This is a genomic window from Acidobacteriota bacterium, from assembly GCA_039030395.1.
Classification (GTDB): Bacteria; Acidobacteriota; Thermoanaerobaculia; order Multivoradales; family JBCCEF01; genus JBCCEF01.
This window is the reverse complement of record JBCCEF010000017.1, coordinates 36,976-59,146: the sequence shown is the minus strand read 5'-3', so window position 1 is coordinate 59,146 and position 22,171 is coordinate 36,976. Positions and strand designations below refer to the sequence as shown.

Genomic DNA, 22,171 nt, shown 5'->3' with positions numbered 1-22,171 from the left:
TCCTCACCGAGCGAATGGAAATACCTCGGGCCGCGCCACCTTCCGATAGTCAACGGTCGCGAGGCACAGGGACGTGTCGCGAGAACCGGCAGTGAACACCAGCGACTCGCGCTCTAGAACGGACGGATCGAGGTAGAGCGGAAAGGGCAAGACCGGCTCGCCGAAGGGCGGTACGGCGCCCGGTAGCAGTCCCGTCATCTCCCGCAGTTCATCGCCGTGGGCGAAGCGTAGCCGACGCACCTTCAGGGCCCGGGCGATTTTCGACGACTGGAGAGAGCGCTCGGCGCTCAGCGCAAAAATCGCGAACACCGAGTCTATCTTGAAGAAGATCGCCTTCACCCCTAGATCGATCGGCGTGCCGCGCAGCTCCGCCGCCTCGACAGCCGATGACGCCGGCGGATGGTCGATCCGCTCGTAGTCAACACTACGCGCCTCGAGCAGCGACAGAATGCGTTCGAGTACCGGCTCGGACATCGCCCTAGTCGCCGCGGGGAACAGCCGCCGGATGGATCACCTCGAGCCCGACGAAGCGCAGAAAATCGCGATCCGTCGAACAGACGCGAGCGCCCCGCCCGACGGCAAGAGCCGCCAGGTGGGCATCGGACGACAGGTTTCCGGCCGTCCCGGCCGAACGGATCAGGCTACGCAGCAGCGGCCAGTGATTCGCCTCGGCCGGAAGCGCATCGGCATAGGGCTGGGCGAGCCAAGAATCGACATACGCCATCGCCATCTCAAGTTCCAGCGGCCGGTGGAGAATGCCGGGCCGCGTGGTGATGCGCAGAAAAGCCAGCAGGACCACCCAAGCGAATCCCACCGGTTCGGTACCGCTCAGGGCCTCTTCCAGCCAGCGCCGAGAGCTCTCATGGTGTGCGGAGTCTGAGTCCACCGCGTAGATCAGGACGTTGGCGTCAACGAGGATCACTTGCGCTGCTCCAGCTTTCGCATCAGCGCCTCGTCCTCCAAGGCATCGGCGAGGCGCAGAGCACGATCGATATCGATTCCCGGAAGTGGCCCTCCCAGCGACGCCGGTCGCAAGCGATAGGCCTTACGAGCTTTCGGAGCTCGTCGTGCCGCCAGGCCCGCGCGCAGGACTTCGTTCACCGTGCGCTTGAAAGAGTGACCCGCACGATGGGCCTCCTCCTTCAAGGCCTCCGCGAGGTCGTCTTCCAGCGTGAGCGTGGTGCGCATGGAGACATCTTAGCATCAAGATTGGAACATCAAAACATCGACCTACGACACCCTCGGAGGTCATCGAGATCGAGTGTCTCGAGAGAGTTTCCGCCTACGGTGCTTCGTCGTCGACGGCCACCCTCGAACCGTCCGTCGCCGCAAAAAAGCGTCGAAAGTCCGTCTCTGAAGGTTGGACTCGCAGGAAGGCCCGAGCCACAACTCAAAACGGGGAGACATCATGAAACCGAGTGACATGAAGCCGTCGGAGCTGGCGCAGGCTATTGGCGCAGGCACCGAGCCTCAGCGCATCCACCAGTCCTTCTGGGTCGAAGCCTCCAACTACCTCAACCATCACAAGGTCAGAGACCGGCCCGCTGAGCAGCAGCGCAAGATTGTGAAGGGCCTGCGAGATCTTTCCCTGCGCTTGCCAAACGACTCTGGGGGTGGCGATGTGCGGACGATCGCCTATGCGCTCTGCACAGAAGCTGACCGCGATTGCGAAGACGTCGCCAGGATCATCGAGGCGAGTGCCAGCACCGACGAGCTCGAAGCCGTTCTTCGAAACAACCTGAGGCAGCAAGCCCAACGAATGGCTCGCCTTGACGAAACCTTCGAGATGCGGATTACCGGTGCCGACACCGCACTTCCAGAGGAGACTTACTAGTCGTGGGTCTCCAAGGCTTTCAAATGTCTGCGGCTCAACTCGACAAGCAGCTCACCCATGCCATCCACTCAGGCCTCGCCTCGGAACCCGGCGGCCAAGCCGAGCAGTCCGTGAACAAGGCTCTCGACACCCTGCGCTCGGCACGGGAAGCAGCAGCCAAGGAAGACTTCCCGGCAGCGGAACAACGGCTGAGCCAAGCAGCCATTCAGCTCGACCAGGCGATTCGATCGCGGAATTGGAAGTGGCACGCTCGGCGGCATGGCCTCTGGGAGGTCACCTATCTGGCCCCGATGGTTCTCGTCACCCTGGCCATCGCCCTCGGCTGGAGACCCCTGATCACTCTCCTCGTAGACGACTTGCCCTCGACCATCTGGACGGTACCCTTGGCCGCCTTCGGCTGGGGCGCCTTCGGTGCCCTGCTGCGAAGCCTCTACTGGATTGCACGCAAAGTCGGCCGCGGCACCTACCTGCCCCAGTTCGCCCTCGGCCACTTCTGCGCTCCCTTTATCGGAGCCCTATTCGGGGCCTTCGTCTTCCTGCTACTCGAAGCGGGTCTGTTCGTGCTGACCGGCGCCAAGGGTTCGGAGATCGAGAACGAAGCCGCCCCCATGGCTCTCGCCTTTCTCTCGGGATTCAACTGGCAGACGGTGCTCGATTGGGTCAAGAACTTCCGCATCGGTGCGGCGCCGACCGAGAAGAAAACGGCGACGGACCCGGACCCTTTGGACAGCAGCAAGAATCCCCCGGCGCCGGATTCGAATCCGAACGAGGGCGATGCGGGAGCGGGAGCCGACGGCGCCGAAGCCACGACGGACGGGAAGCCGCCGGACGGTGCGCAGAACCCGTCGGCGGCAAAGTAGGGGGAGGGAGACGAAACGAACCTCGGGTAACATCATCGCAGGCACCAAAATCCGCCGTGCCGCTCGCCGTCGTCGACCGGCGAGTCCACCGAACTGGAGACACCTTGCCCGAAGACGACGACCCCGCCTCCCCTAGGCGAGAAGATTCGGAGGTCGATGAGGCTCTCGACGAGAGCTTCCCTGCGAGTGACCCGCGGTCCTGGAGCTTGGGCCTGAACCTCCCGAATGGTGAAGAGCCGGATCACCCGCCGGCACCCCACAACCTACCGGCCCGTTTCGCCAACGCCTGGAATGCCCACGACGCCGAAGCTCTGGCTGGCCTGTTCGCCGACAACGCCGACTTCGTCAACGTGGTCGGTCTGTGGTGGCGCGATCGCGACGCCATCCGCAAGGCCCACGCTTACGGCTTCAAGGTCTTCTTCGCACAGGCTCGCCTCGACATCGAGCAGGTCGAAGTCCGCCGCCTGGGTCTGCCGGTGGCGGTGATCCACGCCCGCTGGAAACTGACCGGCCAGACCCCGCGCAGCGGCGGACGGGCAACGGAACGGCAAGGCGTGCTGCAGTTCGTCGCCGAGCGTCAGGGACACGACGACTGGATCATCGTGGCGGCGCAAAACACGGAGCGAATCCGAGGAGCGGAAACCTTCGAGGCGGGCGACGGGAGCGTTCAGCCGGCCTGAGCCGCCGATGCCGATCTTCGCGCCCCCACGCCGTAGCCCACCGCCGCTGCCAGGATGCCCCACAGGATGTAGCCGAGGCCGGAGTCGGCGAGCCAGGCGGGTTGGATGGCGGTGAGGAAGCCGCGGGTTTCCAGGAAGTAGGCCAGCACCGTGCCGGCCATGCCGGCGATCGACGAGACGGCGACGCCGGAGGATTTGGCCCAGGGGAGGAAGACTGCCGCCACCGGGAAGGCGACGGCGGTGGTGAGGATCCCGGCGGAGAGGTAGAAGAGGTCCCACAGGGATTCCGTGAACAGGGCGAAGACGCCGCAGGCGAGGAGGACGCCCAGGGTGAGCCAGCGGGAGCCGGAGCGGTCGGAGAGGTCCAGCAGGTCGTAGCCGATGGCCAGGGCCATGACATTGGCGCAGGTGTCAATCGTGCTCATCGCCGCCGCCACCAAGCCCACCGCCACCGGCGCCGCCAGCCAGGCTGGGGCGTAGCGGCCGACCAAGGCGGCGAAGATGGCGTCGCCTTCGTTGCCGAGCACCGCCGGCACGGCGCCGCCCTCGGTCGGGAAGAGGGTGAGGGCGGCCAGGCCGATGAAGAGCGGCAGCACGCCGACGAAGAGGAGAGCGTTCGCCCCCGCCAGCAGCACCCCGCGCCGGGCGGCCCGGCTGTCCTTCGCCGCCTGTACCCGCACCCACAGATCCGTTTCGAACAACCAGCCCGGCAGGTAGGCGACGAAGGTCAGCGCGATCACGGCGCCGCCCGGCGCCAACAGATCGTGCCAGGGACGCCCGCTCGTCGGGGCAAGGGTGCCCGGCGCGGGTAGAAACCCACCATCGATCCGCGTCAAGGCCAGCGCGGCGACCGCCGCCACGGCGAGCACATAGAAGGCCACCACCACGTATTGGAGCTTGTCCGTCGCCACCACCGCCCGAAATCCGCCGAGGGTGGCATAGGCCGCCACCAGCAGGGTGATGCCGCCGATCAGCAGCGGCACGGGCACGCCGAGGCCCGGCGCCAGGAGCGAAGCGGCGACGTAGATTTCCGCGCCGCCCCAGATCAAGAAAACCGCCGCCACGGCGAAAGCCACCGCCCGGCGGGCGACGGGACCGAATCGCTCCCCCACCATCTCCGGCTGGCTGAAGGACGGCAGGTCGCGGTAGCGCCGGGCGAGCCACCAGATTCCCAACAGGCTGAGCAGCCACGGCAGGGTGATCAGCCACAGGGCGCCGAGGCCCCAGCCGTAGAAAAGCTGCGCCGCGTAAACGCAGGACCAGGAGACGGACATGAAACCCGCCGAGATCGACAGCCCGACGGAACCGGCGCCGAGACTGCGGCCGGCGGTCCAGAACTCGGCCCCCTGCTCACGGTCGGCGGTGGCCCGGCCGGCCCGCCAGCCGAGCCACAGAGCCGCCAGGGCGTAGGCGCCAAGGGCAAGCCAGAGGGTCATAGATCAGTGGCCGGACGTGGGGTCGGAGGAATCTTCGGAGGTCTCCGGCCCTCGGTCCGCCGCGCCGCCGCGAAGCCCGGCGTACACCGCCGACAATCCCTCGTCGCCGACGGCCAGGATCGGCAGCAAACCTCGCCGGTGATCCCAATACGGCGTGCGCCGATACCACCACTCCCAGCGCGCCCAGGGGTTGCTGGCGAAGGCTTCGTCTTCGAGGGCCTTCTGCCACTCGGCGGCGATCGCTGGATCGGTGAGCATTTCCTCGACCAGCGGTTCCAGCACCCGGGGATCGATGTATTCCTTGCGCTCGAGAGCGGTGGAGAGATACCCCCAGGCGAAAAGGGAATCCGGCGCTTGCGGTTCGAGGAGCTGCACGGCCACTTCAAAATCGCGCTGATCGGCGGGCACCCACAAGGTGCCGGCGGGTACTTCGAAGGACTCGGATCGGCGCTCGATCTCCGCCTCGACGCGGGTTTGGCCCTGATAGGGGTTGTCGGCGAAGGTGGGATTCGTCGCCCGCAGAGTCTCCGCCGGCACGACCGCCGCGCGGCGCAGCCGGTCCAAACGCAGGCCGTGGCCGGTGAGGCGCTCTTCGATCCGCGGCCAGCCGGGCAGGATCAGGTATCCGCGCGGCCGGTCCGCCGTCACCGCCGGCTCGGACAGATGGACCCACGGTACTTCGATCAGCCTCTCAGCCTCGCGATCGTAGTGGACGATGGGAACACCCATCGCCTTGGAAGGCTTTGCCGTCCAGTCGTACACCGGAAACTCGATCGTGTCCGGCTCCGCCTGGTCGCGCCAGGCGATGACGATGGGCGACGGTTCGGCCCCGGCCCGGCCGCGCTCCACGGTCAGCCGCTCCGCCCGATCCACCGCCGCCACCAACTGCCGGCCGGAGCGGCCGATCGCTTCGAGCAACGCCACCATGAACTGGTAGTTGGCGAGAACCCGATCGCGATACGGCTTGTAGGCGTGGTTCTCGACCAGAATCGACGGGCGATGGCGCAGCGGCCAGTAGCCGGTAGCGAAGCGTGGCTCGGCCACCCGGCTGGAAAAACCCTTTGATGGGTCCGACGGATCGCGCAGCGAGACGTAGGGCCCCACCCGAAAACCGTTCACCTTCGTCTTGTGAACCACCTGCGGCATCTGCTCCACCAGCCACTCCCCCACCGGCGGCGCCACCTGCGGCGCCTCGACCACCGACCAGGTGAGCACCCAGGCGTGGTCCGAGCCGTTGGTCACGTGGTTGTCAATGTGGAGATGCGGCCGCCAGGTGTTGATCAGGCCGATCAAGGCTCGGGCCTCAGGGGTTTCGAGCTTGAGATGATCGCGGTTGAGATCGTAGCCCGCCGCGCTGGTGCGGAAGCCCATGCCTTCGACCGGGCCGTTCTGGTTCGCTCGGTTGAAGGGCGAGACCCGCTCGTGCCCGTCCACGTTATAGACCGGGATCACCAACAATGTACCGATGGCGGAACGCAGGGCATCGGCCTCCTCGTAGCCGAGTACGAGCTTTCGAAGCAGCAACAAGCTGGCGTCCTTGCCGTCGATCTCACCGCCGTGAATGCCGTTCTGCACCATCACCACGGGCTTGCCGGTGCGTCCAGCGGCCGCCGGTGTGAAGGCTCCCGTGGCGGAGTACTTGGCGAGCCACATGGCGCGTCCCTCAGCGGAGGTGCCGAAGACTTCGAGTTCGAGCTGCGGCGACCGGGCGGCCAGGCGCTTGAGCCAATCGATCGTCTCTTGGTAGCTGCCGGTAGCCCGGTAGTCCGAGCGCTCGGCGACGGTTCGCCATTCTTGCCATTTCTCTTCCGGCGGGAAGTCATGGGGCGATCCGGACGCGACAACCGATCCCAGAGCCACCACGGCCCCCATGAGCAGCAAGCTCGTTCGGCGAAATACCTGTCTCATCTCACTCCCCTCCTACGAGTTGATCCGCCCGGCGGCCCAGCGGCGCAGCAGGCGCCGCAGGCTGAAGCGGCGACCGACGCCGGCGGAGCGCCGCTCCAGCAGCGACATCTCTACACCCTGCTCGCCGAGGATACGCCGAGTGTCCTCGCCGAGGGAGGGCACCCGATCCGCGGCGCGCGGCCGAAAGCCGTCGAAACGCACCGGAAAGGCCAGGCTCGGCCGGCCGGCGGCCGATTGGTGCAGCACCCCCTGGTGTTGCGCTTGCGGATGGCGCGCCGCCTCGGCGGCGGAGCGAACGGCCTCGATCGGCAGGTCTTCGGCCGCGGCGAGGGCGGTCCATTCGGCCAGATCCCGCCCTCCGAAGATCTCGGCCACTACCCGCTGGAGATCGCCATCGCCCATCCCTTCCAGGTGGCGGCCACGCAACTCTTCCCGGCCGACGGCGCGGCAGAAGCGGTTCCAAAAGTGCCGTTCCAGAGCACCGAGGGCGAGCCAGCGATCGTCGCGCGTTCGATAGACGCCGTAGCAGGCCAGGGCGCCGGTGAGGGGCAGTTCTTCGCCGAGACCCCGAGGGCGGCCGGCGTTCTCGGCCCAGGCCAGGAGATTGCCGTGGACGGCGGCGTCATAGAGCGAAGCATCGAGGCGGGCGCCGGCGCCGCTCCGGTCGCGCTCGTGGAGGGCGGCGAGGATCGCCGCCACGGCGCCCCAGGCGCCGAGCAGGTCGGCGGTCGGCAGGACCGGTGGCGCCAAGGTCGGAGCGAGGGCGCCGGCCGCCGCCTGGTAGGTGAGATCGTGTCCCGCCCGTTCCGCCCAGGGGCCGCTCGCGCCCCATCCGGTCAGCGAGCAGTGGATGAGGCGCGGAAAGCGCTCCCGCAGCCGCTCCGGGGCGAGGTCCAGCCGGGTCAAGGTGCCGGGGCGGAAGTTGTCGAGCAGGACGTCCGCCTCGTCGAGCAGGCGTTCGAGGACTTCCCGGGCGCCGGAACTCTTCAAGTCGAGGGCGATGCTCTCGACCCCCGCCAGCAGGAGACCGGCGAGGGTACCCTCGCCGCCTTCGAAGGGGGGAACGAGCCGCACCGGGTCGCCCAGGCGCGGCTCTTCGACCTTCAGCACCCGCGCCCCCAGATCCGCCAGCAGGCGGGAGGTCAGGGGACCCGGCAGTAACCGGCTGAGATCGACGACGCGCAGGTCGCGGAGGGGCGATGCGGTCATCGAGTTCCGGGAGGTGGCTACTCGCGTTCGACCACCGCCGCGAATCCGGTGCCGCCGGCGGCGCAGACGGTCATCAGGCCGAGGTTCTCACCGCGCTGCTTCAGCTCGTGGAGGAGCTGCATGGTCACCCGGGCGCCGGTGGCGCCGAAGGGGTGGCCGATGGAGATGGACCCGCCGGTGACGTTGAAGCGGTCGAGGTCCACCTCTCCCAGCGGCGCCTTGCGGCCGAGTTCGTGAGCGGCGAACTTCTTGGAGGCAAAAGCCTTCAGGTTGGAGAGGATCTGTGCCGCGAAGGCTTCGTGCATCTCCACCAGATCCATGTCCGAGAGTTTGACGCCGGCGGCGTCCAGCGCCATCGGCGCCGCATAGGCCGGACCCTGGAGGAGCTGCTCGCTCGGATCGACGGCGGCGAAGGCGAAGGACCGCAGGTAACCCAACGGCTCGTAGCCCAGCGCTTTGGCCTTCTTCTCGGACATCAGCAGCACCGCCGCGGCGCCGTCCGTCAGGGGGCTGGAGTTGCCCGCCGTCAGGGTGCCGTAGCGCTTGTCGAACACCGGCCGCAAACCCGCCAGCTTCTCCATCGAGGTGTCGATGCGGATGCCGTTGTCGGCGCTCACCGGTTCGGAGTACTCCGGCGGCGGGAAAGTGACGGCGATCTGCTCGGCGAAGCGCCCGTCTTCTTGGGCAGCGGCGGCCCGCTGGTGCGACATCAGGGCGATCTCGTCCTGGGCGCGGCGGGAGATGTCGTTTTCCTTCGCCATCTTCTCCGCCGACTGGCCCATCGACAGCCCGGTGGTGTACTCGGCGATGGCCGGCGCAATGGGGGCCAAATCCTTTGGCCGCAGCTTGGCGAGAATCGCCGCCCGGTCGCCCATCGACTTGGCCTTCGACAGCTCCATGAAGCGGTGGGCCGCCTCCGTGGAGAACCGAATCGGCACATTCGACAGGGATTCGGCGCCGCCGGCCAGCACGACGTCCGCCTCGCCCTTCAAGATCGCTTCGGCGCCGAAGGCGATGGCGCGGTTCGACGAGGCGCAGGCCAGGCTGACGGTGGTTCCCGTGACGTGCATTGGCAAGGAGGTGCGGAAGATCACCTCGCGGCCCAGGTTGGGCGCTTGGAGGGACGGCACCACCACCCCGAAGACCGACAGCTCGATCTCTTCCGGATCGATCGCCGTTTTGGCGATCAGGTCCGCCGTGGCGACCCCGGCCAGATCCGTCACGTCCATGTTCTGGAACAGGGTGCCGGAGCGCACGAAGGGCGTGCGGCTGCCGGCGACGACGGCGACCCGACCGCCGGGTCCCTTGAGCTTGTCGGTCTTGGTGGCCCGCTTCTTGGGCGCGGCGTCGGGACCGTGGGTCCACACCGTGTCGGCGCGGCCGGTGATTTCTTCCAGCGCCGTCGCTTCGTTGGGCGACGGTAGGGGCGAGGGATGGGTAGTGATCGGTTCTGCCATGGGGCTTCTAACCTCCTAGCCTGCAATTCTCACCGGCGACCGTAGCGAGAGGCCGTAGGGTGCTGAAGATGCAAGGCATCCGCGGGTTCTGTGACGAAGGCGTACTTGTAGTACGTCGAGGAGCAGGTTCTGTGAACAACGCAGCAGATTCAGTGACATACGGACTCGCAGTAGGTTGCCGGTGAGAAACGTAGGCTGTTTGTGGCGGCGATCTTACCGCACTGCGGCGTAGCCGGTGCGCCGGTCGACGGAGGCCGCATTCGAGCGGGTGGAACCGCCCCGTTCAGCTCGGCAGACGGGCCACGGAGACGCCGAATTGCCGCCAGCGATCTTGCCTCCACGGCCCCTGCCCCACCGCCACGATCGCCCGCAGGCGCCTCAAGGGATGGCGCCGGCCGGGCCGGCGCGAGCCCTCCGGCAGAGCCGCCTCCAGAGCCTCCACCTGGTCCCGGCGACCCCAGAACACCGTCGGCCGAGCCCACAGGACCGCCGGGAGAAAGAGCGCCGGATCCCGCTCCAGCAGCAGCGCCGCGCCGCTCAGCAGCGACCAGGCGAGGCCACCGGCGCTGGTTTCTTCGGACAGCGGATCGGCCAGCACCAGGACATCGCGAATTTCCTTCGCTGGCGTCAGGTCGAGAGCCACGGCCCTTGCCAGGGCCCTGCCGAGGAGGGACCCGCCGCCCGCCGGCGCCGGGGGCTGGCCCGCGCCGTCGAGGGCGATCGTCCGGGCCACCGAAGCGGGAGACAAACGATCGTCGGAAGCCGCCCCTTCACCCTCCCCGCCGCTGTCCTGGGAGAGCGGCTCGGCAGCCGTTTCGACGCGCTGCGTCATCGCTCGCCAGGAGTACCAGCGCCAGTCGGCGCCATGGCGATAGAAAGTCCAGGGGGATTCCGGCCGGCGGGCGGCATGGCCCGTCAGCAGGTCGCGGCAGGAGGGGGACAGAACGAATCCGGAAGGTGCGGTGGACTGCGGAACAGACCGGCTAGGTAGTAAGGGATTCGAAGGCCGAGCGGATTTTCTTCTCGATCACCGGCCGCATCATCGCCGCCGGCCCCTTCAAGTCCGCCAAACCGACGAGTTTGCCGTCGTCGAACACCACGGTGCCCTTGGCGCCGGGTCCCGACAGGTGGAGCACCTCTCCCTGCCAGCTACGCTGCAGCATGCCGCCGGGGAATTGCTCGTGGAGCGCCTTGTCCAACACCGGGCGGGCCTCGGCCATCGAGTCAAAGCGCGTTGCGATCTCGATCTTCAGCTCACTCATGGGGCGGAAGATACCACAATGAAAGCGTTTACTTGATAGCCTGCAACGGTGAAAAGTCCTCTGCCGCCGAGCCCCTTCCGAATCCGTCTGCGGCGCATTCTCATCGCTGGCTTGATCATTCTGGCGCCCGTGGCCATCACCCTCTGGGTGCTGGTCCAGCTTTTCCAGATCATGGACGGCATCTTCGCGCCGCTGGTGGATCAGGTGCTGCGGCGTACCTTCGATCAACCGGACCTCCACGTCCCCGGCGTCGGGCTGCTCCTGACCCTGCTGGTGATCCTCGCCCTCGGCTGGCTCTCCACCCACGTTGGCGGCCGGCGGATCCTGAGATTCTTCGAGCGCATCCTGTTCCGCATCCCGGTGGCCCGCACCATCTACGGTTCGACCAAAGGCATCCTGCAGGCGGTCTCCCGCGAGAAGGCCGAGTCCTTCAAGCGGGTAGTGTTGATCGAGTATCCGAAGAAAGATCTCTTCGCCATCGCTTTCGTCACCGGCGGCACCCGTTGGGGACGGATCGACGACCGGCTGGAGGATCTGCTGCTGGTGTTCGTGCCCACCACACCGAACCCCACCAGCGGTTTCCTGCTGTTGGTTCCGCGGCAGGAGGCCGTTGAGTTGCCGATCACCGTCGAAGAGGGCATTCGGATGGTGATCTCCGGCGGCATTCTCCTGCCCCGCCTGCGCCGATCTGGCACCCCGACGGCCACGGATCCGCCGACGGAATCCCGCGGACTGGGGCCACGGACCGACAACGACGCCACCAATCCGCCCATTCCGCCGCCCGGCGAGCCCTGAGCTGGATCCACCGGCACGTAGCGGAACAGAATCTGCACCGGAGACCGAAAGAGGTTTTCGACCATGCATCGCCCTCCCCCCAGCCGTCGCCGTCAGCACACCCCCTGGCGACCCTTCGTCATTCCACATCTAGCGCTCTGGCTGCTCTCGGCGGGCCTTGTGCCGGCCCCGGCCGCAGCGCAAAAGATCGCCGATGCCAAGCTCTATGCGGAAAGCCTGGAATTCGCCTCCAAGGTGTTCGAGGAATACGGCGAGTGGGACAACCCGGAAGCCCTGCGGCGGGTGGCGGACATCGGCTACCGGGTAGCTCAGGAATCGGGCTACGAGGGCTACCCGCTGACCTTTCATCTGGTCGACATGCCGGAGCCCAACGCCTTTGCCCTGCCGGCGGGGCACATCTTCGTCACCCGCGGGATGCTCGACCTCGATCTGACGGACGACATGCTGGCCGCCCTGATGGGCCACGAAATCGGCCACGTGGTGTTCGAACACCACTTGAAGATGAAGCGCCGCGCCACCCTCATGTCGGTGCTGTCATCGGCCCTACTGATCGGCGTGGCGGTGGGCGCGTCGGAGAGCGGCAGCCGCGAGGTGCCGAGCGGCCCCTACCGCTCGCCGGAACCCTACGGCTCCGGCGACCGCATCCAGGGAGCCGCCGCCGCGGGGTTGATCGTCAATGAACTCCTGCTGCGCAGCTTCAGCCGCGAGCACGAAGATCAGTCCGACGAAGAGGGCCAGCGCTGGGCCGCCGCCGCGGGCTATTCGCCGAACGGCACCCGCGCCCTGATGGAGCGCATGAGTTCGCGCATTCCGCAGGCCGAGAAATATGGCTACTGGCACACGCACCCCTTCTTCTCGGATCGGGTGCGCGCCGCCGGCGCGCGGGAGGACTTGCTCAAGCGGCAACCGCCGAGCGATGCCGCGGAGTTCCGCCGCCGCACCCAGGCGGCCCTGGTCGCCGAGATCGAAAAGCTCACCCCGGCGGCCGCTACGCCGAGAGCCGGTGGTGCGCGGCGACCACCGTCGGATTCCACCACCGACAAGGCCAACCCGGCGTTGATCCCGTTGCTGCGCCTGGAAGCCCTCACCGCCTGGCCGGTCGGCCCGGCGGCCGAGAAGATTCGCTTCGACACCCTGCACGAGCTGCGCGCCACCGAGCTGGCAAGGGCCGACATCGAAAGGGACTACGGTCGCCTGCTCGCCGCCTACCACGAGCAGATCGACGAGGTGGCAGAGCTGTCCCCCCGCAGCACGGCCCTGCCTCCGATGCAGGCCGAGCGCGACGCCCTCGACCGCGAGCGTCGCGCCCTATACCCGAAGGCACGGGACATTTTGGCCGGCGACGTCTTCGAAACGGCGTTCCTGGAGCGCTTCCTGAGCAACTTCCCGGACGCTCCGGAGGTTCCCAAGGCCGCCCTCGCCCTCGGCGAATCACACAGCCGGCTGGGCAACCAGACGGAGGCGGTGGGGCGATTTCTCCAGAGCTGGAGGGCCGCGCCGGAAAGTTCCGAAGGCCAGCGGGCAGCCGCCGGTCTGCGGAATCTGACACCGTACCTCGAACAGCTCTCGGCCCTTGAACAGCTCGTTCAGCAGACCGACGACAAAGCCCTCGCGGCGTTGGCCTCGCAGCGGCTCGACGAAATCGCCGGCCATTTCACCGAGATCGACAACGGGGCCGAGTACCTGCGCCGCTTCCCGGCAGGCAGCCGCACGGAGCCCGTCGCCGAGCGGGTGGATGCCCTCGCCGACAAGCTCTACGCCGAGGTCGTCCTCTACCAAGCCCTGGGCGACAACGTGAAAGCCCTGGAGCGCATTCAGAAGATCCTCGCCCACGCTCCGCGCTCCCACGCCGCCGAACAACTGCGCGACCAGGCGGCCAAGGAAAGCCCGTCCTAGCAGCCCGTGGTGATAGTCGGGCGTTCCCTGCACCCTCGACGGGGGAGTCCAAGAGGGAGGACAGCGGCGTCCTCCGGACAGGTCAACACGGCGCCCGATAGGGGTCTCCGCCGCCGACTTTCGGCCGATTTTCCACCGCTCGGCGGACCTGGCACCGGCCTTGCTCTAGACCCTGTCGAAGCGCAAGACCGGGGCCGCCGAGAGCGGTGCTAGAATTGGGTCAGCAGGCTCATCAATGATTCGCTTCCGCCCCATCCCAAGCCCAATTTCGCTGCTGGCGGCGGTCCTGGTTTTCGTTTCAATCTGCACCCCTCTTCAAGCTGACGACGTCTACCTCACCAACGGCCGCGTCTTCGAAGACGTGGTCGCCGAACGGCGTGGCGGTGAAGTGGCGATTGCCCTGTCCTACGGCGGCGAGATCGTGCTGCCCGAAAGCAAGATTCTGCGCATCGAAGACGGCCGCGCCAGTTTCCAGGACTACCGCGATCGCGAGCGGGCGCTCCTCCGCCATCGCGAAGCCAGCGCCGCCGACTGGCTGGAACTGGCCCTCTGGGCGCGCGACCAGGAATACGCGCCGGGAGTCCGCCGGGCCGCCGTGCGCGCCAGCCGCCACGATCCCGACTTGCCCGGGCTCAGGCCGATATTGAGTGAGTTGGGAATGGTGCGGGCGGAAGATGGCGACTGGGTGACGCCGGACGAGCGCAACCGCCGCCGGGGGCTGGTCTCCTCCAACGGCGAGTGGATTTCGCGACAGGAAGCGGAGCGCCGAGCCCGGGAGGCCCAGCAGCGCGCCGCCGATGCCCGGCGCGAACGCCTCCTCCACCGCCTCGCCGAGATCGAGGTCCAGCGTCAGGTTTTGGAAACCGCGCGCCGCGCCGCACCGCCGCCGGTCACCGTGGTGCAGACCGTGCCGCAGCAGCTCGGCACCGCCGTCTGGGGACCGACGTTCTTCTACCGGCCGAATCCAGCGCCCCGCGCGGCAGCCCCGAGAACACACGACCCCTACGCCCCGCCGCCACCGACCGCCTCCACCCCGGAGCGCAACTATGGCCGCTCTCAGCGGGTCATTCCCGGTCGCCTGAATCCCGGAGTCTCTTCCCCTCCAGGTTCTCTCGGCAACAGCTACCCGTAGGACCCCGTATCAGAAGTTCCGCCCGAGACCGAACACTAGCAGCCCAATCGAAAACGTAACTTTCAGCGTTTTTCACGCAACAAAGTTCAACCCTGGTGCGTAAGGAAGAGGTGTAGGCCGGGACGCGCAAGCGATCCGTTTCCTACCGCATAACCTCCTTGGCAAACGGGGCGTCCTGCGCCCCGTTATTTTTTTGCTGGCACCCTTCGGTCGCCCGTGGGGAGAGTTGTTGAGTACACTCTCCGCTTCCGTCCAATCCACGGCGATTCGACCATGACCGGCATCTTCAAGCTCTACCGCGACGCCTTCCGCGGCATCCCGCGCGATGTGTGGCTGTTTTCGGTGGTCGCCTTTGTCAATCGTGTGGGCACCATGGTGCTTCCCTTCCTGGTGCTCTACCTCACCCAGGAACGCGGCTTCTCACCGGTACTCGCCGGCGCCGTGATCAGCCTCTACGGAGTGGGCAGCGTAGCGGGCACCTTGGGCGGCGGCTGGCTTTCGGACCGCATCGACCCGGTGCGCCTGCAGGTTCTCACCCTCACCGCCGCGGCGGTGCTGTTCACCCTTCTCGGCTGGCTGCGCGGCCCCGTCGCCATCGCCTGCGGGACACTCGCCGTGGGGTTTGCCGCCGAGTGCTTCCGGCCGGCCAACTCACTGGCCATTGCCCAGGCGAGCGGACCCGAGGACAAGGTGCGCTCCTTCGCTCTACGGCGGCTGGCGCTGAACCTCGGCATGACCTTCGGCCCGGCCATCGGCGGCGTTCTGGCGGTGCGGAACTACGCCTGGCTGTTTCCGGTAGACGGCTTCACCTGCCTGATGGCGACGATCCCCCTGTGGCTCCTCCTGCGGCGGCGAGCGGACCTGGGGAACGTCGATCCCCAAGCCTTGCCGCGTAACGAGCAGCCCTCTTCCGAGGAACAGAGCCCGGCCGACGCCGCCGTCCGCAGCCCTTGGCGTGACGGGCCATTCCTGGCGGTGGCGGGCCTCTCGACCCTTTCGGCCCTGCTGCTGTTTCAGCTCTGGGCGGCGTGGCCCCTCGCCCTGCATGGCACCTACCGCATGGCGGAGGATCAGATCGGGTTGCTGATGGCGATCAACACCCTGGTGATCGTGGCGTTGGAGATGGCCCTCGCCCAGTGGCTCAAGGACCGCGCCCCCCTGCGCGTGGCGGCCGTCGGCGCACTGCTTCTCGGTCTCGGGGTGGGCGGCATCCTTTGGGGTTCGACGATCGGATTCGCGGTTCTGCTGGTGGTGGTGTGGACCTTCGGCGAGATGCTCCTATTCCCCTTCCTCGAAGGCTTCGTCGCCCACCGCGCTCAGGGGCCCATGGCCGGACGCTTCATGGGGATCTTCGCCTCGTCGTTCTCCGTCGCCTTCGTCCTCGCTCCGGGACTCGGCACCTGGATCTACACCCACTGGGGACCGGCCTACCTGTGGCACGGCTGTTCGGTGATGGCGGTGCTGCTGTGCCTGCTGTTCCTGCGGGTCGCCCGGCGGCTGGAGCGGCCGCGGGTGGGCACTGCTGCCTCACCGCAAGCCGCACGCTAGCTGTTTTCGCAAGGGGGATGGGCGCCCCCTCAGCCGAAGAGAAATTCCCCTTCGGCTTCACCCCAACCTCGGCGCCTTTCTCGCCCTTCGGGCTCGCGGCCAGCTCCCTGTTAGTCTTCGCACACCGACCCATTCTTGGAGGATTTCCCATGGCCCTTCGCGGACTGATCAAACTCCTCATCCTGGCGGCCCTGCTCTACTTCGGCATCACGGAGGTTTGGCCGTGGGCCCAGGCCAAGATCCTGAACACCGGTTCCTCCATCGCCGGCACGGCGACCGGGGGCGACAACAGCGCCGGCTCGGCCTGCGTCGCCGAGGCCCGCTCCGCCAGCCAGGCGCTGGCCGACGGCGCCCGCGCCTTCCGTTCGCCGCCCTACGACCTGGCCGCTTGGTCGTCCACCGTCTCCAGCGTCTCCTCGCGCCTCTCCCGCGCCGAAAGCGCTTGCCGCTGTGACCTGGAATCGTGCCGCGCCGGCGCCGAAGCGGTCACCGAGCTGCGCGCCCTGCTCACCACCTTCGACGGCATGGTGCGCGGCGACGGCAGCTTCAGCAACCCGGCCAGCCAGCGCGAACGGGCCGACGACCTGCTGAACGAAGCCCAGATGCTGGCGCGCCAGGGGCGGTAGGGCTCACCACCGGAACTTCGTTTCGGCGGCCCGGGCGGCTAGAAAATCCATCAGCTCCCGCGCCCGCTCCGCCGGCAAGTAGCGGATGTGCAGCCGCTGCAGCGAGGAGCCGGCTCCGGCGGTGTCGATCTGTAGATCGCGCATCTGCCAGCGGCGGTCGAAGGGCGACTCCGTCAGGCTCACCGCCTGGATCTTGCTGTAGCGCGCCAGGCTGATACGCCGGGACCACCAGCCGCTGCGGTAAAACACCCGATCGTCCGTGCAGGCATAGCCCCGGCGGATGGACTCGCGGAAGGCGTCGACCACCACCAAAGCGAGAATCGGCACCGTCGCCAGCAGGGTCCACGGCGACACGAAATACACCAGCGCGGCGCTCGGCGGCAGAGTCACGAACAGGCCGCGGCGCAGCAGACGGGTGGTGGCCCGGGGATCGATGCGCTGCCACTCGGTGTTCTCCAGATCCACCCCCGGCTCGACCTCCGCCAGGAAGTCCGGCAACGACTCCCGGGAGATCAACGGCGCCAGGTTCTGGCGGCCGGATCCCCCGCTCTCCTCGGACGAACCGCCGGCGGTATCGGCGCTCACCTCGAGGCGGCCGAAGAGGCGATGGAGGATCTTTTCGCGCAGGGTCAGCACCTGGATGCGGTGCAGCGGCACGGTGGTGGACACCTGGGTCAGCAGGCCACCGCGCGACCGCAACTCGCGGCCCACCTTCTGCAGGCGATAGCCCCACAGTTTGACTACCGACCACACGATCGACAGCAGGCGGATAGCCACCACCAGCGTCACCAGCAGGGAGATCGCCACCGCTACCGCGCGCATCGTCCCGGCATCCTGCGCCTGGGCCCAGAGTTGCCGCGGATCGAAACCGAGGCGGTCCAGCAGATCGAACTGCCAGAGCAGGCCGAGGAAAGCGCCCACCACCAGCATCCCGCGGTTGTCGATCAGACCGTGCAGCACGAGGTCTCCCGGCGACATCGCCAGCAGCACCCGGCCCGGCAATTCCTCTTCCGCCATCGCCGCCGCGTCGTCGGCTTCCGCCGCGGCGGCGGGCAGGGCGGCCTTGGCCCGCCGAATGCGCTGCCGCATCTCCTCCAGAGCCTCCACCGACAGCACCTTGAGACTCGCCTCGGGCTCCTGACCGCCGGCCGTCTCCACCCGCACTTCGGCCACCCGCAACATGCGATGGAGCGGGTTCTGCACCGAGCCGATATTGTGGATGCGGCTGTACGGGATATGCCGCTGGTTGCGGAACAGCACCCCCTTGCGGATCACCAGCTCCGCATCGTGAAAGGCGTAGCGATAGGTCAGGTAGCGGAAGATCGCGCCGAAGGTGTAAGGGATGATGAAGATCATGATCCACGCTTCATAGCGACTACCGCCGCGCGCCGCGAACAGCACGAAGAGGCCCGGCAGAATGAGCGATTTGACGCCCGACAGCAGCAAAAACAGGATCGAACTCGGATGCAGCCGCTTGTCTTTGACCGACGCCTCGGCAGCCACCGATTCGGAGATATTGGGCAGTGTTTCGGGCCCTGGCGCGGGCAAGGGGATGTCGCCGGGCTGGGGCTCGCCGGCTGGCGAGACGCCCTCTCCGCCTCGAGGGTCAGACGCCATCGTCTTCGTCCACCTCCACCAGATGGTCTCGAATCACCGACGCCGTGTCGTGGGCGAGGCCCGGCAGGCCGATGCGCGAATGGTCCGTGCCGGCGGTGTGGATGAGGAGGGTACCCAAGCCGAAGCTCCGCTCGATGGGCCCCTGGGAAACGTCCGTGTGCTGCACCCGTGAACGCGGCACCGTCACCACCTCCCGCCACAACACCCCGCGGCGGATCTCCAGATCCCGCTCGCTCAGCCGGTAGGCGGCCCGGCGCCAACTCAGCGCCGGCCAGAGGTGCGCCTGCACGGCCATCAGCACCACCCACAGGGCCCCGGCACCGACCACCGTGACGAGAATCCACGGGGCGGGGCCGGAGAGGGTCAAGATCAAGGTGGCGATGATCCAGAGCACCAAATAGACCGCCACCCGAATCCAACCGAACACCCGGCGCATCGAAATCCACCGCGGATCGAGCTTCTGGAGACCAGCGGGCAAGGCCGTTGACGAGCCTTCGCCCGCCGCCGCCGGCAGCGGCGGCGGCGGCGGTGCCGAGGGTGAGGGGGCGGCGGGTGGGGATTCGAGGGGGTCGCTGCCGATCTCGTCCATGGGATTCAGCATAGCAAGCAAGACTCCGCCGGGCGTTTGCGACCGGTTTCGGGCGGCGCGACGCTCGCCGCACCGGTTCGTCGACTTCCGCTACGCCAAGTTCTTCGTCAAGAGCCGGCCGAACCGGATAGCATCGACCGGTATGCGCATCGCGGTCATCGCCGACATCCACGGCAACGTTCCCGCTCTGGAAGCCGTCCTCGACCACCTCGTCGGTCGCGCGGTGGATGAAGTGCTGGTGGGCGGGGATCTGGTGGGCCGCGGCCCGGAGGGCGGTCGGGTGGTCCAGCGCATCGGCGAGCTGGGGTTCCCCACCATCGGTGGCAACCACGAGGAGTATCTGCTCGACTTTCGTCACGGGCGGGTGCCGGCCGAGTGGGACACCGCCGAAGAGTGGGACGCCGCCCGCTGGATGGCCGCCGAATTGTCCGACGACGACGTGCGGGCGATCGAATCCCTGCCCTTCTCCCTGAACCGCCCGGGCATGCGCCTGGTGCACGGCACGCCAAGTTCGAACCGCGACGGCATCGGCCCGTGGACCGGCGACGCGCTCCTCCGGCGCCACTGGGACGAAGTGCCCGAAACGCTGCTGGTGTGCGCCCACACCCACCGGCCGCTGGTACGCCGGGTGCCGAACGGGTTGGTGGTCAACGTCGGCTCCGTGGGCCTGCCCTTCAACGGCGACCATGCCGCCCAGTACGCCATCTTCGAGCGCCCGTCCGATGCTCCGGAGGGCGCCTGGAAGGTCGAACCGCAGCGCGTGCCCTACGATCTGGGGCGGACCTTCGCGGCCTACGAGCGGACCGGTTTTCTAGCCGCCGGCGGTATCACCGCGCGACTGCTGCGCCACGAACTGGAGCACGCCACTCCGCTGCTGGTGCCGTTTCTCGAATGGGCCCGGAGACGCGGCGTGACGCCCGCCTCAGATCGCCTTGACGAGTTCTTCACCTTTCATCGTCCCGGCGAATCGCTGCGCCACTTCTTCGAAAGACTGCATGCCCTGGAGGGCCAGGTGCAGAGCCCTCGAACCGGTCCCGCCTCCGGAGATCCCTGATGAAACCGATCCGTCTACGAAATATCGTTCTCGGGGTAGCGCAAGGCCTGCTGATCCTGCTCGCCCTCTACGGGGTGGTGCGCTTCTTCGAGTGGGACTTGCTGTACCTGATGAAAGACCGGCAAACCTCGCTGCCGGACACCGAGCCGATCGACTTCTCTCCGGCTCCCGACGCCACCCGCTGGCCGCTGCCTCAGCGTGGCCTGCGGCCGAAGAACGTCATTCTGTTTCTCGGCGACGGCATGGGCTTTTCGCAGGTGGCGGCGGCGCGGTTCGCTCTCCACGGCGCCCATCAAAAGCTCTTCTTCGAGCGCTTCCCGGTGGTTTCGCCGATGACCACCTTCGGGCCGGACAGCCTGTACACCGACTCCGCCGCCGGGGCGACGGCCCTGGCCACGGGCTTCAAGACCGATCCCGGAGCCATTGCCGTCGATCGAGCCGGCGCCCGGTTGCGTTCCCTCTTCGAAGCCGCCCAGGACCGGGGGTTGTCCACCGGCATCGTCACCGACTCCTACCTGTGGGACGCCAGCCCCAGTGCCTTCGCCATCCACAACAACAGCCGCAAGGCCTTCGACGAACTGGTGGCGGCCCTGGCGAAGTCCCGAGTGGACTGGATGGTGGGAACCACCGACGACCGCTACGACGCCATCGCTGCCCTCGATGCCCTGGACCAACCGGTGATCACCGACTGGCGGGATCTCACATCGAGCGGTGCGCAAGGCGAGCCGGTGATCGCCTTGTTCGATGAAGAAACGATCGCCGACCCAGAGCACGAGCCCAACCTGCCGGCGCTGACCGAACTCACCCTCCTACGCCTCAGCCGGAACCCACAAGGCTTCGTTGCCTTCATCGAAACGGAAGACCCCGACACCGGGTCGCACCGGCACGAACTCGACCGGGTGGTGCGCGGCGTCGGCCAGCTAGAAGAAGCGGTGCGACGGGCCGTCGTCTGGGCCGAGTCGGAAGCGACGATCCCGCAAGACCCGGCGCCGGCGACCGATGGCGATGAAAAACGCACCAGCGAGCCGGCGCGAGCGGGAACCCTCATCCTGGTGACCGCCGACCACGAGACCTCCGGACTCACCGTCGTCAGCGGCTCCGTTCGAAGGCCCCTCACGGTGCAGTGGGCAACCGACGGCCACACCGGCGAACCGGTGCCGCTCTACGCCTGGGGCCCCGGCGCCGAACGTTTCTCCGGCGCCCTGGACAACACCGAGATCGCCGGCATCCTGGCCGATCTGCTCGGCCTCGACTGGACCGCCGCGCGGTGAGGCGCTCGCTGGCCTTGGCGTTTCGCCCGGCGGTGGTGCGGCGGGGCCTCTTCTACGGCGTCTTCGTCGGCCTGATCCTCAACCTGATCAACCACGGCTCCGCCCTGCTGGCGGGCGATCTCACCCTCGACCGGGCGATCCGCATCGCCCTCACCTTCTGTGTTCCCTACCTGGTATCCACCGCTTCGAGCGTTGCCGCCCTCAAGGGTCAGGGCGAAGGAGAAAAGCGATCATGAGTCCCTCGGAGAACCACCCCGTCGTCGTCCTCACCGGTGCCTCGAGCGGCATCGGCGCCGCCACCGCCCACACCCTCGCTGAGGGAGGCTGCCGCCTGATGCTGGCCGCTCGCCGCGCGGATCGCCTGCGGGATCTCGCCGCTGAACTCGCCGACCAACACGGCGCCGAGGCCCTCTACCGGGCGACCGACGTCACCGACCGCGAGCAGGTGATGGCCCTGGCGGATGCGACCCGGAAGCACTTCGGCCGCATCGACGTGCTGATCAACAACGCCGGCGTCATGCCCCTGTCGCCGCTGGCGGCCGGCCACGTCGGCGAGTGGGAGCAGATGGTGGACGTCAACATCAAGGGTGTCCTTTGGGGGATCCACGCGGTCTTGGGCGACATGCTCGAGCAGAAGTCCGGCCACATCATCAACGTCGCTTCGGTGGCCGGCCACTGGGTCTACCCGGCTTTCTCCGTCTACAGCGCCACCAAATGGGCGGTCCGCGCGATCAGCGAAGGCCTGCGCCAGGAAACCCGCGGCAAGGTGCGGGTCACCATCATCTCCCCCGGCGCCGTCGCCACCGAGCTGACCGACTCGATCACCGACGAGGGGGTCATCGAGGCCTTCAAAAACGCCGACCTCACCCCGCTCGAGCCGGAAACCATCGCTCGCGCCATCCGCTGGGCGATCGAACAGCCGGCAGGGGTGGCCGTCAACGAGGTGATCGTGCGGCCTTCGGATCAGGAGCGGTAGAAGTTCTAGGAGCGGCCATCA

Annotated in this window: 23 protein-coding genes; 12 read left to right on the top strand and 11 right to left on the bottom strand. The window is 67.6% G+C overall.

The features are described from left to right. Positions 1-3: 3 nt before the first annotated feature. Genes AAF481_15220 through AAF481_15210 form a run of 3 tightly spaced genes read right to left on the bottom strand, consistent with a single transcriptional unit; the run spans position 4 to position 1,188 of the window. Positions 4-474 carry a YbaK/EbsC family protein gene (locus AAF481_15220; protein MEM7482525.1) on the bottom strand — a complete coding sequence of 157 codons (471 nt, stop codon included), beginning with the start codon at positions 472-474 and terminating at the stop codon, positions 4-6. Between the two features lie 4 nt (positions 475-478). Then, positions 479-922, bottom strand: a complete 444-nt coding sequence (locus AAF481_15215; GenBank protein ID MEM7482524.1) for a TA system VapC family ribonuclease toxin — start codon at positions 920-922, stop codon at positions 479-481. After that, a complete protein-coding gene (locus AAF481_15210) occupies positions 919-1,188 on the bottom strand; it encodes a DUF2191 domain-containing protein (protein MEM7482523.1) in 270 nt (89 codons plus the stop codon). Before AAF481_15210 ends, AAF481_15215 begins: the two co-directional genes overlap by 4 nt. A gap of 220 nt (positions 1,189-1,408) precedes the next feature. Between AAF481_15210 and AAF481_15205 the strand changes: the two genes are divergently transcribed. The 3 genes from AAF481_15205 (at position 1,409) to AAF481_15195 (ending at position 3,374) form a co-directional block, all read left to right on the top strand. Then, the gene (locus tag AAF481_15205; GenBank protein ID MEM7482522.1) at positions 1,409-1,834 is read left to right on the top strand and encodes a hypothetical protein; all 426 of its coding nucleotides are present in this window, start codon (positions 1,409-1,411) and stop codon (positions 1,832-1,834) included. 23 nt (positions 1,835-1,857) lie between these two features. After that, on the top strand, positions 1,858-2,694 hold the full coding sequence (locus AAF481_15200; protein MEM7482521.1) for a hypothetical protein: 837 nt from the start codon (positions 1,858-1,860) through the stop codon (positions 2,692-2,694). 104 nt (positions 2,695-2,798) lie between these two features. Next, a complete protein-coding gene (locus tag AAF481_15195; protein ID MEM7482520.1) occupies positions 2,799-3,374 on the top strand; it encodes an SgcJ/EcaC family oxidoreductase in 576 nt (191 codons plus the stop codon). Here the strand turns inward: AAF481_15195 and AAF481_15190 are convergent. From AAF481_15190 to AAF481_15165, 6 genes are all read right to left on the bottom strand, one after another. Beyond that, the gene (locus AAF481_15190) at positions 3,362-4,810 is read right to left on the bottom strand and encodes a hypothetical protein (protein MEM7482519.1); all 1,449 of its coding nucleotides are present in this window, start codon (positions 4,808-4,810) and stop codon (positions 3,362-3,364) included. The two genes, AAF481_15195 and AAF481_15190, sit on opposite strands and share 13 nt — an antisense overlap. Before the next feature lie 3 nt (positions 4,811-4,813). Continuing rightward, positions 4,814-6,718, bottom strand: a complete 1,905-nt coding sequence (locus tag AAF481_15185; GenBank protein ID MEM7482518.1) for a M14 family metallopeptidase — start codon at positions 6,716-6,718, stop codon at positions 4,814-4,816. Positions 6,719-6,730: 12 nt separating this feature from the next. Continuing rightward, positions 6,731-7,927 carry a CoA transferase gene (locus AAF481_15180; GenBank protein ID MEM7482517.1) on the bottom strand — a complete coding sequence of 399 codons (1,197 nt, stop codon included), beginning with the start codon at positions 7,925-7,927 and terminating at the stop codon, positions 6,731-6,733. Positions 7,928-7,944: 17 nt separating this feature from the next. Beyond that, entirely contained in the window at positions 7,945-9,384 is a 1,440-nt protein-coding gene (gene fadI, locus AAF481_15175; GenBank protein ID MEM7482516.1) for an acetyl-CoA C-acyltransferase FadI, read from the bottom strand. Between the two features lie 283 nt (positions 9,385-9,667). Continuing rightward, positions 9,668-10,216, bottom strand: a complete 549-nt coding sequence (locus tag AAF481_15170) for a hypothetical protein (GenBank protein ID MEM7482515.1) — start codon at positions 10,214-10,216, stop codon at positions 9,668-9,670. Positions 10,217-10,367: 151 nt separating this feature from the next. After that, positions 10,368-10,646, bottom strand: a complete 279-nt coding sequence (locus tag AAF481_15165) for a polyhydroxyalkanoic acid system family protein (protein MEM7482514.1) — start codon at positions 10,644-10,646, stop codon at positions 10,368-10,370. A gap of 48 nt (positions 10,647-10,694) precedes the next feature. Here AAF481_15165 and AAF481_15160 point away from each other — a divergent pair, with 48 nt between their 5' ends. The 5 genes from AAF481_15160 to AAF481_15140 all read left to right on the top strand — a co-directional run bounded on the left by AAF481_15160 (position 10,695) and on the right by AAF481_15140 (position 16,643). Then, positions 10,695-11,441: a DUF502 domain-containing protein gene (locus AAF481_15160; protein ID MEM7482513.1), complete on the top strand. Its 747-nt coding sequence runs from the start codon at positions 10,695-10,697 to the stop codon at positions 11,439-11,441. 63 nt (positions 11,442-11,504) lie between these two features. After that, a complete protein-coding gene (locus AAF481_15155) occupies positions 11,505-13,337 on the top strand; it encodes a M48 family metalloprotease (protein MEM7482512.1) in 1,833 nt (610 codons plus the stop codon). Positions 13,338-13,572: 235 nt separating this feature from the next. After that, positions 13,573-14,469, top strand: coding sequence for a hypothetical protein (locus AAF481_15150; protein MEM7482511.1), 897 nt, complete (start codon positions 13,573-13,575; stop codon positions 14,467-14,469). Between the two features lie 273 nt (positions 14,470-14,742). Beyond that, complete coding sequence (locus tag AAF481_15145; GenBank protein MEM7482510.1) at positions 14,743-16,017, top strand: MFS transporter; 1,275 nt, start codon at positions 14,743-14,745, stop codon at positions 16,015-16,017. 149 nt (positions 16,018-16,166) lie between these two features. Further along, the gene (locus tag AAF481_15140) at positions 16,167-16,643 is read left to right on the top strand and encodes a hypothetical protein (protein ID MEM7482509.1); all 477 of its coding nucleotides are present in this window, start codon (positions 16,167-16,169) and stop codon (positions 16,641-16,643) included. A gap of 3 nt (positions 16,644-16,646) precedes the next feature. Here the strand turns inward: AAF481_15140 and AAF481_15135 are convergent, their stop codons facing one another. Next, positions 16,647-18,260 (bottom strand): PH domain-containing protein, encoded by a 1,614-nt coding sequence (locus tag AAF481_15135; protein ID MEM7482508.1) that lies wholly within the window; start codon positions 18,258-18,260, stop codon positions 16,647-16,649. Continuing rightward, positions 18,250-18,861 carry a PH domain-containing protein gene (locus AAF481_15130; protein MEM7482507.1) on the bottom strand — a complete coding sequence of 204 codons (612 nt, stop codon included), beginning with the start codon at positions 18,859-18,861 and terminating at the stop codon, positions 18,250-18,252. The genes AAF481_15135 and AAF481_15130 overlap by 11 nt, the downstream gene beginning before the upstream one ends. 130 nt (positions 18,862-18,991) lie before the next feature. Between AAF481_15130 and AAF481_15125 the strand changes: the two genes are divergently transcribed. Genes AAF481_15125 through AAF481_15110 form a run of 4 tightly spaced genes read left to right on the top strand, consistent with a single transcriptional unit; the run spans position 18,992 to position 22,150 of the window. Then, on the top strand, positions 18,992-19,903 hold the full coding sequence (locus tag AAF481_15125; protein ID MEM7482506.1) for a metallophosphoesterase family protein: 912 nt from the start codon (positions 18,992-18,994) through the stop codon (positions 19,901-19,903). Beyond that, on the top strand, positions 19,903-21,174 hold the full coding sequence (locus AAF481_15120; protein ID MEM7482505.1) for an alkaline phosphatase: 1,272 nt from the start codon (positions 19,903-19,905) through the stop codon (positions 21,172-21,174). Before AAF481_15125 ends, AAF481_15120 begins: the two co-directional genes overlap by 1 nt. After that, positions 21,171-21,410, top strand: a complete 240-nt coding sequence (gene nrtS, locus AAF481_15115; protein MEM7482504.1) for a nitrate/nitrite transporter NrtS — start codon at positions 21,171-21,173, stop codon at positions 21,408-21,410. Before AAF481_15120 ends, nrtS begins: the two co-directional genes overlap by 4 nt. After that, positions 21,407-22,150, top strand: a complete 744-nt coding sequence (locus AAF481_15110) for an SDR family oxidoreductase (protein MEM7482503.1) — start codon at positions 21,407-21,409, stop codon at positions 22,148-22,150. Before nrtS ends, AAF481_15110 begins: the two co-directional genes overlap by 4 nt. Positions 22,151-22,171: the final 21 nt, after the last annotated feature.

Coding starts and splice junctions, on each gene's coding strand:
- AAF481_15220 (MEM7482525.1), bottom strand. CDS start 474: ATGTCCGAGCCGGTACTCGAACGCATTCTGTCGCTGCTCGAGGCGCGT.
- AAF481_15210 (MEM7482523.1), bottom strand. CDS start 1,188: ATGCGCACCACGCTCACGCTGGAAGACGACCTCGCGGAGGCCTTGAAG.
- AAF481_15205 (MEM7482522.1), top strand. CDS start 1,409: ATGAAACCGAGTGACATGAAGCCGTCGGAGCTGGCGCAGGCTATTGGC.
- AAF481_15200 (MEM7482521.1), top strand. CDS start 1,858: ATGTCTGCGGCTCAACTCGACAAGCAGCTCACCCATGCCATCCACTCA.
- AAF481_15190 (MEM7482519.1), bottom strand. CDS start 4,810: ATGACCCTCTGGCTTGCCCTTGGCGCCTACGCCCTGGCGGCTCTGTGG.
- AAF481_15185 (MEM7482518.1), bottom strand. CDS start 6,718: ATGAGACAGGTATTTCGCCGAACGAGCTTGCTGCTCATGGGGGCCGTG.
- AAF481_15180 (MEM7482517.1), bottom strand. CDS start 7,927: ATGACCGCATCGCCCCTCCGCGACCTGCGCGTCGTCGATCTCAGCCGG.
- fadI (MEM7482516.1), bottom strand. CDS start 9,384: ATGGCAGAACCGATCACTACCCATCCCTCGCCCCTACCGTCGCCCAAC.
- AAF481_15170 (MEM7482515.1), bottom strand. CDS start 10,216: ATGACGCAGCGCGTCGAAACGGCTGCCGAGCCGCTCTCCCAGGACAGC.
- AAF481_15165 (MEM7482514.1), bottom strand. CDS start 10,646: ATGAGTGAGCTGAAGATCGAGATCGCAACGCGCTTTGACTCGATGGCC.
- AAF481_15155 (MEM7482512.1), top strand. CDS start 11,505: ATGCATCGCCCTCCCCCCAGCCGTCGCCGTCAGCACACCCCCTGGCGA.
- AAF481_15150 (MEM7482511.1), top strand. CDS start 13,573: ATGATTCGCTTCCGCCCCATCCCAAGCCCAATTTCGCTGCTGGCGGCG.
- AAF481_15145 (MEM7482510.1), top strand. CDS start 14,743: ATGACCGGCATCTTCAAGCTCTACCGCGACGCCTTCCGCGGCATCCCG.
- AAF481_15140 (MEM7482509.1), top strand. CDS start 16,167: ATGGCCCTTCGCGGACTGATCAAACTCCTCATCCTGGCGGCCCTGCTC.
- AAF481_15135 (MEM7482508.1), bottom strand. CDS start 18,260: ATGGCGTCTGACCCTCGAGGCGGAGAGGGCGTCTCGCCAGCCGGCGAG.
- AAF481_15130 (MEM7482507.1), bottom strand. CDS start 18,861: ATGCTGAATCCCATGGACGAGATCGGCAGCGACCCCCTCGAATCCCCA.
- AAF481_15125 (MEM7482506.1), top strand. CDS start 18,992: ATGCGCATCGCGGTCATCGCCGACATCCACGGCAACGTTCCCGCTCTG.
- AAF481_15120 (MEM7482505.1), top strand. CDS start 19,903: ATGAAACCGATCCGTCTACGAAATATCGTTCTCGGGGTAGCGCAAGGC.
- AAF481_15110 (MEM7482503.1), top strand. CDS start 21,407: ATGAGTCCCTCGGAGAACCACCCCGTCGTCGTCCTCACCGGTGCCTCG.